Raw genomic sequence first — 15,758 nt, forward strand, 5'->3', positions numbered from 1 at the left:
CCCCGTCCGGTCCACTGCAACGGCGTGGTGCTCGCCCTTGCCGACGTCCAGGCCGATGAAGACATCAATGCTTTCGCGGTTTCCGATCACCTGTACCTCCCCGTCACAGCAGCTGATACCTGTGCTGGACTGTCCGCGGTGTCAGAGCCCGTATCCACGTTACGCACGACGATCCCAAACTGTCCTGCCTCTATTAGCGGTCTCTCCGGCACCTACCGGACCCCGGTGACAACACCCCCCGGAGCATTGACGACTGGGGGCGGCAATCATGCCGGGGTTGGCAGGCCAGCACACCCTCATCCTGCAACAGGAACGGGCTACGAAAAAGGTAACGGGGCGGCACCGGTGGCGCCGACTAGTTCCGGCGGCTCTCTCGCTTCCGTCCTGGCCCGGGCTCTCGCGGGTTGCGGCCGTGGGAGTGGGACCGACGCAGTGCCGTGGTCTTTCTGTGGAAATCGCCAGCATCGCCGGCCCTGCTTGGGCGAGACCGAGGGACACGTGCGGAACGACGGGCTGGTGCTGGGCAGGCGGGTGTCCCTGACTGGGGCGGAGCTTCCTGAGCGTGGAGTCCGATGCGTTTCCGGTGGCCGTACCGTCCACTCTGTTGCGTTCCGTGGGTGGAGCTTCTGATCGCATGGAACGGCCACACCGAGCACAAATGGCAGCTGCACGGTTCTCGTTGTTGCGGAAAGGCCCCCTCTCTGCCGGTGCCGCTGCGATCGCGCTAGTCAGCAACAGCCATCTTCGCCGCCTTCCAGAGCTCACTGACCAGCTGGGCTGGAGTGGTCCGTCAATGTTTCACGTGAAACGGGGCCGCGAATCTGCGCCTTGCCCCATCGAACGCCAGGCAGGCCGGGCACCTATGTGAGGAGACAAAAGGGCAGATGAATCCGGCCAGCGTTTGGAGACCGCTGCGCAGTCGTCAATCCGGCAGCTGGACTACATCCCCGTCCGTGCAAGTCCGCCTGCGGATTGGCGATCCGGCTCGGCCATTGCGCCGTAGGAGGTCATCGCAATGCCGGTGGACTGGGGTGCCGACCAGTCGTTTGACCAAGGGTCCACCGTCTGCGTCATGACGGTTCGGCCTTCCCCTTGCAAGAAATCGACCCACAGCTATGGCCCACCTTTGCCCGTCGGCCGGGCCGGCCGCGGGTGCGCCATGCGACCACATTGGTCCATGCCGGTGCGAAGCAGGAGAAGCGGCTCACTACGGCGCGGCTGCTGCTTGGCGGCGGAGCAAGCTCGCCGCAGCCACAGACGACCTCGGAGCGACTGTTGTACCGTTCCCAGTCTCTGCGGGATCACCTGCTCCTGGGCGCCTCTGAAAGCGTCATATGGCGCCGCTACTGCGTTGTATGCCCGCGTGGTTGGCTGAACGAAGGCTAAGCAGGCTGCAGGGCATCCGCAGCCTTGCACACCTCGGGATGCTCTAATACGGCACTGCCCGGTCCTGGCGGAGGCCGGCGGCACTCTCTCGCTGCTTACGATCACGGGTCGTGGGGGCAGCTTCCGTGAACGAAAATTGAAGTGGGTTGAACCGTGGGTTCGCGCGCGGGCCGGCAGGTTGGTCTGCTTGCTGCTTCGTCGGGTTCGGGCCATGGCTTTGTAGGAACGTTCCGGTGGTTACGGTAGAAATTGGCGCCGGACACGCGCCTCGAAAAGCGAACCTCAACAGAGGTCTCGATGTGGGCGTGGACGAAGATCGGGACAAAGTCGACGGCGCAGACCTGGACGCCGACCTTGGCGCGGGAACGGACGCGGGCCGTGATGCGGACGGTGATCTGGCGTCGGCGCCACAGGAAGCATGTAGTCTCGATCGCATTGTTGAAGACCTCTTGTGGGAGTCTGATCGCGAAAGCTGACCGGAACTGCCTCGCTTTGCGGATGTCTGCGTCCTTCGACTCCCCCGCTAACTTGCCGCTCACCCCTTCGCCGGCTTGCACCCACGTCCCCGATTCCGCATTCGGTACATGATTGTGCCTGTCAGTTTGCCGGGACCCGGGCAAAGGGAACCGGGACCCTGACACGCATCCTCCCCACCCAGGTAGCCGGGTGCCATGACCGCCAACGTTCTGCTGCAGTCCCATCGCCGCATCCAGCTGTAACCATGCGCCATGGGGCATGCCGGCGTGCCAGGCATGCCTGATCTCCTTGGGGCCCCGGCGGGCGTGCTGTTCCTGCCGCATTTTTCAGCTTCCTCCGGTGAGCCCGACGCCTTATCCAATAGCCGAGATGGCACTCTGGGGGTCTATTCCGGCACTCCGGACACGGCTCCCCTCATCCGGAACAGCACACCGGACGCCTCGCGGGCCCCCCACACTGTGCCGCTGCTGACGCACCTGCCGGCTTGCCAGTACCCGCTTGATGAGAGTGCAGTGCAGATCCTGTACTGCTGCACACCGGCTGATCCTGCTGCAGAGTGTTGGAAGGGGTCTTCCGGCAGGAGCTCAGGCCGCGCGACGCACCCGCGAGAAGGGAAGCGGAGGCCATGTGAAGTAGGGCCGGGGTCGTGCCGATTGATCCCAGACGCCGACCACGCCTTCCTGTGGATTCGGCCTGGCTGGAACTGTCGGGATGGCTCTTGTGTGGGCATCCAGCCGCCATTATAGGGAAGCAGCCGAGCTGCTGCATGTTCCAACTACACGGCTACCAGCGCCGGGTCCGCTCCCCCGGACCAGTGTGTTTCGGGCGGTAAGGTTCGTCGCCCCGGGCACCAGGGCGCAGTTGCCTGCAGGATCCAATCCGCTGATCGCACCGGACCCGTAAGTTGGTGCGGCAACCGGAGGGATTCAAACCGCAAAGAAGGAAGGTCTGCATCCGGACCAATCTGATTGGGTTCGGGACTCGTGCTTGCGCGTGTCAACTGTGCGGGCTCGACCGGCCCGACCGCTTTTGCAGTCCGGTGCCTCCCTCATCCGAATCCCCGGGTCGACAGGCAATGCTTCAGTCGGGACAAGTCCAGGGCCATCTCAATGCAAACAACGCATGGCAAACACACGGTGGACGAGCCTCTTCGTGTTGGCATCGGCCAACGGACACGGGGGGTCCGCGAGGACCGGAGTGGAAAGATCATCGACCGGACAGACCCAGCGAGGGCGTGAGGTCCGCCAAGGTCTCCGAACTCAGAGAATGTGAGCTGCCCGGAAAACCCATCGATTCAGCGGGTGCCGTTGTCGCATCTTGGCCCGGCAAAACGATCACCTGGACGTGGGACGGGAGAGTTCCTTGGGACAGTGACTCCGCTCCCCTGGTCTTCTTGAAGTCCGCCTTGCGCTGTGGAACAAGCTGGCTTCGGCCGGCGCGGCGGGCGATGCAATGACACGTCGGCGGTCCCGGCGCTCGACGGGTTTTGGTTCGACCCACGTGGATTTGCAGCTCCCGGCCGCCGTGGGATGACGCGTCCGGAGGGTACTTCACCGCAGGTCAAAGCTGCATCCAGGCGAGGTTCGCGGGGCCGCTCCCGGCCCGAGTTTTAGCCAGCGGCCGGTCGATGGCGCGGTGGATAGCGCGGTGGATATTGCTGTGGATAACTTTGTGGATTAGTGACTGACGGCAGCCCGCTCGGGACGCCAGATTCTTGTACGAGCTGCTGCCGTGACAACTGCCCCGAACCTCCTTTGAGGGCTCACTGTCTGTTTCACGTGAAACATGATTATGGTGTGCAGCGACGATGGTCGAAGCATTCGCGAAGATGTACTAAATCGCCGTTCTACGGTTAATTTTTCGGGGATATACGCTCGATGACCTGATTGCGGGCCGGAGTTCCTCATTGGGGTCCAGGACATATCCCCGGCACGGCGGGTGGCGGGTCAGAGGACCAGTACCGGAGGGGCGACGGCGCTCGGCCGCTCACCAGGAAGGGCATGTGAATAATCTCTCAGCACCTGTGGATAACGGTGTGAATAACTTCTGTGGAGAAACTGGTGGATATCGAGTGAGCTCCGGATCTTATAGCCGCTAGACAGGCCGGAAATGCTTGGGTGTCGGCCACCGCCGACCTCCGCTTGGTACCCAGCTCGGCGGTCGTGATGGCTCGTGGATTGACGGTCGGAAAGCCTGCACCGGTCACTATGAGAGTGGGGAATTACGGACAGACGCCGAGGGCTCGAAGGACATCCATAGCGGGCAGCGGCGGTTGCGGCGCCTGCCGGGGCGGGGGCAGGTTCGCGGCTGGACCTGGGTGTCCTTGGTCTTGCCGCCATGGAATCGAACCTGCTGCGCCGCGACTGTCAGGGCACAGACACCAACCTTCATGAGAACAAGACTTTATGAGAGCGGCCGTGCGATCTTCTTGTCCCGCGAATGCCGAATGGTCCCTACTCGGGGACACAAGAGCCGGCCCAATCCGGTCCCCTCTAGAGCAAAATGGGGCGGCCAGCCGCTAAAGGCACAGGAGTTTGGGCAAGCCCAATGCAGCTTGAGTGGAGCCTGAGACCGAACCGGGCCTGGGCGGAGACAGTGGGCATTGATCAGCGGGACAAGACCATGCCGCGGGCTGAACGGTGATGGTGATTGATGAACCGATCAGCCCACGAACTCTGAACAGGCACTGCACGATTGACCTTGACCGCCGCCGGAGTGACCCTGGACAGGAACCATGGTGAAGCGGAGCAGCGACTCGTACAGGGGCGTAGGACGCGGACCGGAGGCTGCGACGGTCCAATTGTCGGGACGAGCCATGGATTGGACCAAGTGTCGGACCTGACCGTCAGAATCGCCTCAGCGCCGGGCCCTGTGTTTGGTCGGGGTCCCTATGGAATGCAGGTCCGGTTCCGTGCGTCCCACGCCGCGCAGGGTGCGGGAACTGCGCCGGCCGTAACGGCGGCGGGGCGTGTTCATTCGATGACTGACTGCCGCAGCGATCCGAAATTGATCATCGGTTCGCTTCAAATCAGACAACATAGGCCCATGGTCGTAAGCGGGCGGCCGAGAACGCCCATGAGCACTCTGCCCCAAGCTCAGGCGGCTGAGCTCAGGCAAGTCCCCTCGCCGGTTACGGGGCGCACTGCACGCCGCTTCAAAGGCACCCACGTTCGCCTGTCCCCACACACGGCGGGTCACAGAGGCCTGGAGGGGCTGGCGGCCGTTCCCCCGTCGGTGGCTACGGACGGGAATCTGGGTCTGCTTTGCCGCAGACTGTTTCTGGTCCGCTGACATGTTTCACGTGAAACCAGGAGGTCTGGAGATGTTGGGACGGGATCGGATCCGGTGAACCGTGCGAAATCCGGTCTGTTGTGCGGAATTTGGGTCGGAGCCGGCGGTGCTGGAGCGAGCGTTAGGGCGGGGAACAATGTCGTTCACGGGCGCGGGCCAACGTCCCCGGGGGCCGCTCAGCCAAGGTTGGGCCGCGCCTTTCCAGCTGGGACGCACAGACCATCAAGCGAATCTTTGCGTCCCACCGACCTCTATTCCTGCGGAAATGGGCGGGCTGAGTCGGTAACCGCGGCGGCTTATCGAAGAGTCAACTATCACTTCGCGCCAAGTTGCGATTTATGGATTGCGACTATGGGTGTTTCACGTGAAACATCGGCGCGGCGGAGGTGGGCGGAAGTAGTCGGCACTCTCGCGACGTGCACACCCGTTTCACGTGAAACATGGGGAGCCTGGAGGTGGGCCGGACAATTCGGCAGCTGCGACGTACACACCTGTTTCACGTGAAACAGGGTCCGAACCGGGCGGCCGGTGGCTAGGACCGCTAGTGACTTGCCAGCATTGATCGCCGTTCTTGGAAAACGTGGACGAATGTGTGTGTTAGAGACAGTCGATCGCAGTCCTGGCCACCCGCCGACTGGTCTACTATTTTGCCGCGGACCAGGGTGGCCCCCAACTCTCCCCGGACCCGTGGCGGACGTGCAGGAGCAGTCATGGCGTGTTGCGCTGGCAGGAGGGCCCCGACCCTGCCCGAACTCGGGGCGGCAGCGGAGTGCGGCGCCGCCTTAACGGCAGTTTCGGCAGAAGCCTACCCGTCAGAAAACCACGAACCTGGTACAAGTGGGACCTCCACCCTCGACTCCCCCGCGGCGGGCCATGAGTGTATGGAGTGCATTTCGAGTCCGGACTCATCCGAAAGCCGTCCCAAACTTCATGACCCTAAGGAAGTTGGATGTTTCACGTGAAACACGTCCATTACGCGACATGGCGCATGGTGCTTCGGTGGAATTTTGGCAACCAGCCCTCGGCATACACGCAGACAACGTAAATCGGCTGTGATGTCCTAATGGGAACCCGCTGTGTCTACGCGCAGGTTCACATCGCGCACCGAACTGATAAGTGGGGGTGCAGCGGTCATTATGTTTCACGTGAAACAAGAGGGTGCTGTCCCCTAAGCAACGGCCAAAAACCCTACGTGACTCTCAGCACGAATAGCAGTTCGCCGGCCGAGGGATACCCCATTTCACAAGCCGGCGGCGGCCAGGGGAATTCTCAGCCAGCAGAACAAAAAACCACTCCGATAGACAGCCACCCAAGGTTGCAGTAACGGTTATGGCAGATCTAGGGGCTGTCCGCCTAGTCCTACTCCCCGATCGTGGGCCGTGAAGCACAACAAAAAAGTGGCCCCCGCCAGAAGCGGGGGCCACTTTCGGTCAGCCTAGGACAGGACGTCCGCAAATTCCTTCTCGAAGAACTGCTTGGGCCGGGCGCCGATTACGGTGCCCTTGACCTCGCCGCCCTGGAACAGGTACACGGCAGGGATGGAGGTGATGCCGTACTCGGCAGCGATGGCCGGGTTGTCGTCAACGTTCACTTTGACCACATCAACCTTCTCGCCGTACTCGACCGAAATCTCGTCAAGAATCGGACCGAGCTTGCGGCAGGGGCCGCACCATTCGGCCCAGAAATCGACAATGACGGGCTTTTCGGAGGCCAGTACATCAGTGCTGAAGCTGGCGTCCGTTACGTCTTTTGCGTTGCTCATAACCTTTGTCTCTCTTCCGTTGGTTGCTGCGCGCCGGTTAGGCGTGGAAATCTGCGAGGTAGTGCTCGACGTCGAGGGCGGCCACGCACCCGGAACCGGAGGCCGTGATGGCCTGGCGGTAGGTCGGATCAATGACGTCGCCGGCAGCGAAGACGCCCTGGACGCTGGTCTTCGAGGTGCGGCCGTCCACGGCGATGGTTCCCTCTGCGGTCAGCTCGAGTTTGCCCTTGACCAGATCGGTGCGGGGATCGTTGCCGATTGCCACGAATACTCCGGTTACGGCCAGTTCGGATTCCGTGCCGTCCACCAGGTTCTTCAACCGCAATGCGGTGACTTTGTCCTGTCCCACCACGTCTTCCACACCGGTGTTCCACACAAAGTTGATCTTCTCGTGGGCCAAGGCGCGGTCAGCCATGATCTTTGAAGCGCGGAGGGCATCGCGGCGGTGGACCACCGTGACGGACTTGGCGAACTTGGTGAGGAACAGGGCCTCTTCCATGGCGGAGTCGCCGCCGCCAATGACGGCAATGTCTTGATCCTTGAAGAAGAAACCGTCGCAGGTTGCACACCAGCTCACACCGTGGCCCGAAAGCCTCTTCTCGTTCGGCAAGCCGAGCTCGCGGTAGGCCGAACCGGTGGAAAGAATGATGGAACGGGCCTTGAAGGTCTCCCCCGTGCCGATGGTGACGGTCTTGACGTCGCCGTCGAGGTCCAAATCGGTGACGTCCTCAAACTGGATCTCCGTGCCGAAACGGGCAGCCTGCTTCTCGAAGTTCTCCATCAGGTCCGGGCCCATGATGCCGTCGGGGAATCCTGGGTAGTTCTCCACGTCCGTAGTGTTCATCAGTTCGCCGCCGGCCGTAACCGAGCCTGCCAGGAGCAGCGGCTTCAGGTTCGCGCGCGCCGTGTACACCGCTGCGGTGTAGCCCGCCGGGCCGGAGCCGACGATGATGACATCACGTACTTCGGAGGCAGTGTTTTCTGCGTTGCTCACTGAACGGTGAACCTCTTCCTTTGTCGATGCGCCCGCCGCGATGGCCGGCCACATGGCACAACTATTGCCGGGCATTGAATATTCCGGCCGAAATGGGCGTCACGGAGCAACACCACTACTCAGGGTACCGGTTTGCCGGGGTCGGGGCCGGAGACGGCCCCGGATTACCGGCCAACCGGCGGGCAAGGCCTCCGCTGCACGACAGCCGCCTTAGGGCGCAGCGGCAGTCTTAGAGCGCAGCCGCAGCCTTACAGCGCAGCCGCCGCCTTTGGGCGCAGCGGCAGCCGCGCAGGGCCGTTACTGGACTTTGATTTCGGCCAAGCGCAGGCCGTACCCATAGCGGGTCTTGGGTGCGGCCAGCTTCGGAAGCTTCTTGATGGACACGATCACGTACTGCGCCGTGACGGGTTCAGACAGCGGCATGGTCAGGTCCGGTGACGTAAAGCTGTTGCTGCCAATCTGCTTTGCACCGTCCAGGGTCGGCTTGTCATTGGTGAAGACGCTGATGTTGCCACCGGAGGCCCCCAACTGGCTCAGAGTGACGGAAGAGACCTTGGAAGGGTCCTTCAGCTTGACCACGAGCGGAACTTCGGAGGCGAGTCCGCCCCAGTCGTCCGTCGCGAATTCCATGTCTGACCAGAAGCTCGCGCCGTTGCCGTCAAAAGTCTTGACGAGGTCGGAGTCGTAATTTCCGGCGAAATCGAAGTTGCCGAGTCGCGTCACGTCTTCGATGACGGGCGGTCCGGCCGCCGGCGCCTCGGTGGCGGTCGACGACGGCTGCGCGGTGGACGGTTCCGGTGCGCTGGAGGAGGCGGAGGTTGCGGCGTTGGTCTGCGGGCTGCTCTTGAAGAGGCTGCCAAGGTTGGTGACCGCGAAGATCAGGCCGACCACCAGCACGGCAGCCAGGAGCCCGCCCACCAGCCAGCGCATGGAACGCGGCTCCCGGTTGGGCTCGTCCTCGTCTTCGTACTCGTACTCGTCCTCATCCTGGTCGACGGCGGCACGGGCGGAGGCGGGGAAGTTGCCCGGAGCCCGATCCGCCGAGTCGAAGCCGGCAGCAGCCACTCCGGCAGCCGCGGCTGCGCCGCCGTGGTGCTCTCCGCCGCGGTGATCGTCACCGGTGTAGTCGTCGTCGGACCACAAGGAAACTTTTGGTGCCGCGGCGGTTGCCGGCTGCTGCGCTGCCGGTTCGGCCTGGCGGGGCGAGCCGTTCTGGACGGGCTGCGGCGCCGTTGAATGCGCCGCCGTCTCCTGCGGTGCGGTTGTGGGTGCCCTGGCGGCCGCCGCGGCTGCTGCCGCGGCAGCAGGAGCGGAAGCGGGCCGCGACGGTACTCCCGCGGGGGGCGGTGCCGGAGAAGCCGGCGGCTGTGCGTTTGTGCCCTGGGCCTGGCCATAGTTGATGTACCCGGCGTCGACTTCCTCGTCGTCGTAAAGCCCGTCGTAGGTTTCGGGTTCGTGGGAGCGGGCCTGCCCAAAGATCTCGCTGCCCAGCGTGTCCGTGAAGAAGGGTTCGACGTACGGCGGGTTGGAAGAGACCACAAGATCCAGCAGATCCGCGGCCGAGGTGTGGTTGGTGATCAGGTACGTGGTGGCGTCGCTGACGCCAAGATCGAGGATCTGCACGTTGCCGGGACGTTCGCCCGTGGCCACTTCACGGGCGCTCTGGGCCACCTGGTCGGCGTTGCCCGGGCCTGCGACGAGTATGCTCACGGGGCGGTTGAGCACCTGGTCCACACCGTCCAGCACCAGATCCTGGTCATGTGAGGTCAGTACGGTGGCAGTGACCTTGTAGCGGCCACCGAGTACTGATCCGACATCGATCGGGTGGGACACGGGCTCCTCCTAGACTGTCCGGGACCTGCCGACGTGGTCACTCCGAGAGCGACCGTGTGCCCTCCGGTAAGCCGGTTGACCGCTGGTCCGCAACTTCCCTTGTTAGTCTTCGATCCTAGCCGATGCTCTGTCCAGGCCGCGTGAGCACGGCAGTTCGAAACGGAGCCGGGATCATTTTTTCTTTTTCCCGCCAAACGGGAAGTAGGGGTTGTGGCCGGCCGGCCCCTGGTAGGTGCGGCGGCCCGGCAGGGGAACATCGCCCTTGCCCAAGCCGCCCTGCGCGGTGCTGGGGAGGTCTTCTGCCGGCAGGTAACCGCCCTCCGGGCCAGCGGGACGGCCGTAAGGGAACGAGTCCTCTTCCCGAATGTCGGGACCGGCACGGAACGACTCGGCGTCGAACTCGCCGGAAATTCGCGGAATCAGGCCCGTATCCACCGAGACGGTGGCCCGCTCCGGTGCCCTCCGGACCTCCGCCGCGCCGTCTGCCTGCGGCCCCGTGCCGGGCCCTGCGGCGGTGCTGCGCCGGAGCCGCCCAAGCAGCGGCTGCAGGAGGTCCTGCAGCTCGGTGACCCGGAAGAGCTTCAGCAGCAGGAAATAGGCGGCCAGCATGACGGGACCGACGACGACGATTGTCACCAGGGCGGCGGTCCGGTCGCTCCAGGCGTAGCCGTCCGGGTTGTAGCTGCCCAGCAGCCACAACGCCACAGCTCCGGCGAGGGCGGAACCCAGGGCCGCATACCCCATGCGGATGTAGGAGCTGGCGATGCGGGGCCCGTCGAGGTGGCCCAGGAGCCGGCGCAGGAAGGTCGCGCTGACGATCACGGAAAGGATGTTGCCGGCCGTGTAGAGGATCGCGATGGCGAAGATGATCTGATCGAACGGCAGGAACTGGATCGCGAACGCGGCCGACAGGTTGACCAGCGCCAGGACCAGCTGGATGAAGAACGGCGTCCGTGCGTCCTCATTGGCGTAGAACACCCGCGACATCATGAAGTTGGCGCTCATGAACGGGGTGCTGAGGGCCAGGATCGTGAGGGTTTGGGCCAGCATGACGCCGTCCAGGCGATTGTTGCCGGAGAAGAACATGCCCAGCGGTCCGGCCAGCGCGAAGAGCGCCAGCGCGCCGAAGACGGTTGCCACGGCCATGGTCCGCAGCCCGTGGGAGAGCGCGTTTCGCAGGGCGGCCCGGTCACCGTCCTGGGACGCCCGGGTCATCCGGTTGAACAGCACGGTGGCCAGGGACAGGGCAATGATGGAGTGCGGCAGCAGGTACAGCTGGCTGGCCACCTCCAGCACCGCGTTGCCTGGAATGAAGGCTGCCGCGGGATCCCCGGCCTGCTGGAGGCGGAGCCGTTCCGCGCCCGGGATCGTCGCGATGCGCATGACGTAAAGGAAGGCGAACTGCCCGACGGCGGCGGTCGCCAGGGTCCAGACGCTCAGCTTCGCGGCATGGCCCAGACCGACCCCGCGCCAGCCGAAGCGCGGCCGCAGCCCCAGCCGGAGCCTGAACACGGGGATGAGCAGCACGGCGGTCTGGGTGACGACGCCGATTGTGGAGAACCCGGCGACGAGGATGGTCTGGAACGGGCCCCAGTTGTCGATCGTGTGCGGGTTGGTGGCGTTGGCCCCCATGATGCCGATGAACATGCCCAGCCCGGCGATCGCCACGACGTTGTTGATGATTGGCGCCCACATCGCGGGTCCAAAGGCCCCGTGGGCGTTGAGGACCTGGGTCAGCAGGGCGTACAGGCCGTAGAAGAAGATCTGCGGAAGGCACCAGAACGCGAACGACACCGCGAGGGCCTTCTGCTGCGGCGAGTAGCCCTGGGTGGTCAGTTGAATGACTGACGGCGCCAGGAGCGTGACCAGCAGCGTGAGAACGAGCAGCACCAGCACCGCCAGCGTCAGCAGCCGGCTGATGTAGTCCGCTCCCTTGTCCGGCGCCTTGCTGGCTTTGATGATCTGCGGCACCAGAACAGCATTGAACACCCCGCCGGCCACCAGCAGGAAGATCAGGTTGGGAAGGTTGTTGGCGTTGATGAAAGTGTCGTTGACCGTCGAGCCCAGGCCCAGGGCGGCGGCCAGCATCCAGGTCTTGGCGAAGCCCAGGAAACGCGAAACGAGGGTTCCGGCGGCCATGACGGCGCTGGAACGGGCTTCTCCGGATTGGGCAGCTTTGGAATCGGCGGGGCCGGAGGGTACGGGGGCGGGTTTGGCTGATGACATCGTCTTCATCGTCTCACCCGCGCGGGGCATTAGTCGCTATCCGTGGACGTGACCGGCCGCACCGGCGGCCTTCAGCGGTCTTCCGGCAGGACTTCTTTGGCCAGATCCGCGATGCGGCGTTCGTTGGGGAAGGACAGCTTGCGCGCCAGCTCCTGGATCGGAACCCATGCGACGTCCACGGCTTCCTTGTCCGGATCGTTTTCGATGGTGAGTTCCCCGCCGGTGGCCCGCAACAGGTAGTGGTGCACGGTCTTGTGGACGCGGTGCCCGCTCACGGTGAACCAGTAGTCGATGCTCCCCAGCGGTGCCAGGATCCTGCCTTCGATCCCGGTTTCCTCGGCGATCTCGCGGACCGCGGCTTCCTCGTTGCTTTCCTTGCCTTCCGGGTGGCCCTTCGGCAGGCACCACTCGAGACGTCCGCCGCGGTTAAGGCGCGCGATGATCGCTACCCGCAGGTCGGCGTCGGACATGTCCACCACGACGCCGCCGGCGGAGATTTCCTCCACGGTGGGCAGGGAGGCGTGGCCCGTGTGCTGGACAGGCGCGACGTTGGCACCTATTGCCGACGGCAACGGTGCGTTTGTCCTCCTGCCGGGAGCGCTCGGTACGGGATGGGCCATGAGGTCCACTCTAACGACTCTTGCCCGCTGTTGATGACCTAAACATGGCCGGAAAGTAGACGGCCGGGAAAGTCGGCCCGCGCCGGTTCGTGCGCAATCGTGACGAACCCGCCGGATCCTTGCGGGTTCCGGTGTGGTGCTGGCGCGGTTTTCTGACAAGCTTAAGTAACTATGGCGCACGCACATCACAAGACTGACTCCCACACCGTTTCTTTCCAGGTGGATCCGGTGGTTCTGGAGCTCGGGCAGCGCTTCGTCGACGCCGGCCACGAGCTGTCCCTCGTGGGCGGGCCGGTCCGTGACCTTTTTCTTGGCCGGGTCTCGCCCGACCTGGACTTCACCACTGACGCCACTCCGGACCAGACGGTTGCCCTGATCAAGAAATGGGCGGACAACTACTGGGAGATCGGGCGCGCCTTCGGCACCATCGGGATGCGCAAGGACGACTTCCAGATCGAAATCACCACCTACCGGGCCGACGCCTATGATCCGGAGTCCCGCAAGCCGATAGTGGCCTTCGGAACATCCCTGACGGATGACCTGTTGCGGCGGGACTTCACGATCAATGCCATGGCCCTGCGGCTGCCCATGCTGGAGCTCGTCGATCCTTTCGGCGGCGTCCGCGACCTGCACGCCTCGATCCTCAACACGCCCGGGCCGCCGGAAACGTCCTTCTCCGACGACCCCCTGCGCATGATGCGCGCCGCGAGGTTCGCGGCCCAACTGGGGGTGTCGCTGCACGCCGACGTCCGCGAGGCCATGGTCCGGATGGCGGAACGGATCAGCATCATCTCGGCCGAACGCGTGCGCGATGAACTGATCAAGCTCATCTGCGCCGCGCAGCCGCGGGCCGGCGTGGACCTGCTGGTCGATACCGGACTTGCGGACCTGGTGCTGCCGGAAGTCTCGGCCCTGCGCCTGGAATCCGATGAACACCACCGCCACAAGGACGTCTACCAGCACTCGCTGCAGGTCCTGGAACAGGCAGCAGCGCTGGAGTCGAAGGCGGACGGCCCGGTTCCCGGCCCGGACTTCGTGTTGCGGTTCGCCGCCCTCATGCACGACGTCGGCAAGCCGGCCACGCGCCGCTTTGAACCGGGCGGCGCAGTGAGCTTCCGCCACCACGACATGGTGGGCGCCAAGCTGACCGCCAAGCGCATGAAGGCGCTGCGCTTCGACAACGACACCATCAAGGCCGTGGCCAGGCTTGTGGAGCTGCACATGCGCTTTTACGGCTACGGTGAGGCCGGCTGGAGCGATTCCGCGGTCCGCCGCTACATCACCGACGCCGGTCCCCTCCTGGAGCGCCTGCACCGGCTCACCCGCTCCGACGTCACCACCCGGAACCAGCGCAAGGCGGACCGGCTGTCCTTCGCCTACGACGACCTCGAGGACAGGATTGCGGCGCTGCGGGAGCAGGAGTCCCTCGACGCCGTCCGCCCGGACCTGGACGGCGGCCGGATTATGGCGCTGCTTGATCTCAAGCCCGGTCCCGTGGTGGGCCGCGCCTACAAATTCCTGCTGGAAGAACGCATGGAGCACGGCCCGCTCGATCCCGCCGTCGCCGAATCCCGCCTGCGGGACTGGTGGGCGGCACAGCCCGAGGCGGCGCCCGCCGGCGCCGAACTCTCCACCACTGAGGAGTCCTAAGTGATTGCACCATCCAACGGCCCCCGCCCCCAACTGTGGATCCTGCGGCACGGTGAAACAGAGTGGTCCAAGAGCGGGCAATACACCGGTCTCACGGACATGCCCCTCACGGTGGAAGGCGAGCAGCAGGCCGTGGAGGCGCGCAGGGTGCTCGAGACAGTCGACTTCGACCTCGTACTGACCTCACCCCTGCGCCGCGCCCGCCGGACCGCCGAACTCGCCGGCTACCCCGACGCCCAGTTGGAGCCGCTGGCGGTGGAGTGGGACTACGGCGACTACGAGGGCATCAGCTCGGACCTCATCCGCAAGGACAACCCCGAATACCTGATCTGGACGCACGGCGTGCCCAATGGTGAAGCGCTCGACGACGTCGCCGCCCGCGCGGACAAGATCGTGGCCCGGGTGCTCGAATCGGGCCTGGACAATGTGCTGATCGTAGCGCACGGGCATTTCTCCCGCATCCTGACCGCCCGGTGGCTCGGATTGGACCCCCGCGAGGGCCGGCATTTCGTGTTGGGGACCGCCAAAGTCTGCACACTGGGATGGGATAAGAAGACACCGGCAATCGTGCGCTGGGGACTCTAAAACCGGTTTTTAAAACAAAGTTAAAAAAAGTTTATGAATTCGGTAGGCAACTGCCGCATTCGTAGTGTATTTTTATTTCTGACCCCAAGGCGACTTGCCGGGGTCACGGCGCGCGTCGCCCGGCCTGTCAGCCGGAGCCACGGCAGAACAGAAAAGGAGGTTGGGAAAATGATGATTACTTTGACTAGCGGATGGATGTACTCCACCACCGCCAACCCGGCCTCGTTCGCTGACCCGCGCCCAAATGTCGGACTGACTGTTTCCTGACCGCTTTCCCGTCCCAGGCAATGCAGCCTGGGACCCGCGGCAGTTGGCCTTCCATGACGGAAAGCCGAATGACGGCAGCCTGAACAGGCGGAACCACGCGGTTGCGCAGCCTCCCCATAGTTCGGAACCCAGCTTCTTGTTGGGGTTTCGGCGCTACCGCGTCCAGGGGCCATTCTCCATCGAATAACTATTTCCTATCCGGAATTCCGGCCTAATTAAGGCCGGGGATTTTCGGGCTAATTGCCACGCCCGGAACCGGTTATTCGAATTCCCTGCATCCAGCGCTCTATTTGTCGCGCCCAAAATACGGCGGCCCGTTTCATCCGCCCATTCCTGCTGCCTCCTGTTCGCCCCATTGAACCAAGGCGGCTCAATCCCCACCAACGAAAGGTCCCTGTGACTACCGCAACCACCGCTCCTGCCCACCGCACAGCCCTGCCCGCCACCAGGGCGCGCCGATCGAGTCCCCGAGGGGAGGTAAGAACCATGATGAACAAGCTCTATACGGTCCTGTTCCGAAAGCTGAGCCGCAGGGAGTCGACACGCTTCAACGGCCAACTCCTGGACCAAAGGCGGGACGACACGTTCCTCGCCATGCATCAGGCCGGCCTGATTCGCTGACGCCCGATCTGCTGACGGCCGGACATTTCCGCCACCGGCGCATGGA

General features: G+C 64.1%; 9 protein-coding genes and 1 pseudogene. 4 read left to right on the plus strand and 6 right to left on the minus strand.

Features of this window, described 5'->3' with window-relative positions:
* Positions 1-158, minus strand: a pseudogene (locus AC1DFR_RS18475) (IS110 family transposase); the annotation flags it as partial.
* Positions 159-1,619: 1,461 nt separating this feature from the next.
* Between AC1DFR_RS18475 and AC1DFR_RS18480 the strand changes: the two are divergent.
* Positions 1,620-1,862, plus strand: coding sequence for a hypothetical protein (locus tag AC1DFR_RS18480; RefSeq protein ID WP_230008313.1), 243 nt, complete (start codon positions 1,620-1,622; stop codon positions 1,860-1,862).
* 4,727 nt (positions 1,863-6,589) lie between these two features.
* Here the strand turns inward: AC1DFR_RS18480 and trxA are convergent.
* From trxA to AC1DFR_RS18505, 5 genes are all read right to left on the minus strand, one after another.
* Positions 6,590-6,916 carry a thioredoxin gene (gene trxA, locus AC1DFR_RS18485; RefSeq protein WP_223914875.1) on the minus strand — a complete coding sequence of 109 codons (327 nt, stop codon included), beginning with the start codon at positions 6,914-6,916 and terminating at the stop codon, positions 6,590-6,592.
* A gap of 37 nt (positions 6,917-6,953) precedes the next feature.
* Positions 6,954-7,910, minus strand: coding sequence for a thioredoxin-disulfide reductase (trxB, locus tag AC1DFR_RS18490; RefSeq protein WP_476874142.1), 957 nt, complete (start codon positions 7,908-7,910; stop codon positions 6,954-6,956).
* A gap of 297 nt (positions 7,911-8,207) precedes the next feature.
* Positions 8,208-9,743, minus strand: a complete 1,536-nt coding sequence (locus tag AC1DFR_RS18495; protein WP_476850702.1) for an ABC transporter substrate-binding protein — start codon at positions 9,741-9,743, stop codon at positions 8,208-8,210.
* A 171-nt stretch (positions 9,744-9,914) separates the two neighbouring features.
* Positions 9,915-11,978, minus strand: coding sequence for a murein biosynthesis integral membrane protein MurJ (murJ, locus tag AC1DFR_RS18500; protein WP_476859687.1), 2,064 nt, complete (start codon positions 11,976-11,978; stop codon positions 9,915-9,917).
* 62 nt (positions 11,979-12,040) lie between these two features.
* Complete coding sequence (locus AC1DFR_RS18505) at positions 12,041-12,589, minus strand: NUDIX hydrolase (protein ID WP_377984281.1); 549 nt, start codon at positions 12,587-12,589, stop codon at positions 12,041-12,043.
* Positions 12,590-12,760: 171 nt separating this feature from the next.
* Here AC1DFR_RS18505 and AC1DFR_RS18510 point away from each other — a divergent pair, with 171 nt between their 5' ends.
* From AC1DFR_RS18510 to AC1DFR_RS18520, 3 genes are all read left to right on the plus strand, one after another.
* Positions 12,761-14,239, plus strand: a complete 1,479-nt coding sequence (locus AC1DFR_RS18510) for a CCA tRNA nucleotidyltransferase (protein ID WP_476874143.1) — start codon at positions 12,761-12,763, stop codon at positions 14,237-14,239.
* Positions 14,240-14,824: a histidine phosphatase family protein gene (locus AC1DFR_RS18515; protein WP_028277661.1), complete on the plus strand. Its 585-nt coding sequence runs from the start codon at positions 14,240-14,242 to the stop codon at positions 14,822-14,824. It abuts the gene before it with no gap.
* A 753-nt stretch (positions 14,825-15,577) separates the two neighbouring features.
* Entirely contained in the window at positions 15,578-15,712 is a 135-nt protein-coding gene (locus tag AC1DFR_RS18520) for a hypothetical protein (protein ID WP_263407439.1), read from the plus strand.
* Positions 15,713-15,758 lie beyond the last annotated feature (46 nt).

It is taken from the genome of Arthrobacter sp. 05T410, assembly GCF_056396505.1.

Excerpts from the sequence above, each read along its gene's own strand:
- trxA (WP_223914875.1), bottom strand. The coding sequence starts at position 6,916 with ATGAGCAACGCAAAAGACGTAACGGACGCCAGCTTCAGCACTGATGTA.
- murJ (WP_476859687.1), bottom strand. The coding sequence starts at position 11,978 with ATGAAGACGATGTCATCAGCCAAACCCGCCCCCGTACCCTCCGGCCCC.
- AC1DFR_RS18505 (WP_377984281.1), bottom strand. The coding sequence starts at position 12,589 with ATGGCCCATCCCGTACCGAGCGCTCCCGGCAGGAGGACAAACGCACCG.
- AC1DFR_RS18510 (WP_476874143.1), top strand. The coding sequence starts at position 12,761 with ATGGCGCACGCACATCACAAGACTGACTCCCACACCGTTTCTTTCCAG.
- AC1DFR_RS18520 (WP_263407439.1), top strand. The coding sequence starts at position 15,578 with ATGATGAACAAGCTCTATACGGTCCTGTTCCGAAAGCTGAGCCGCAGG.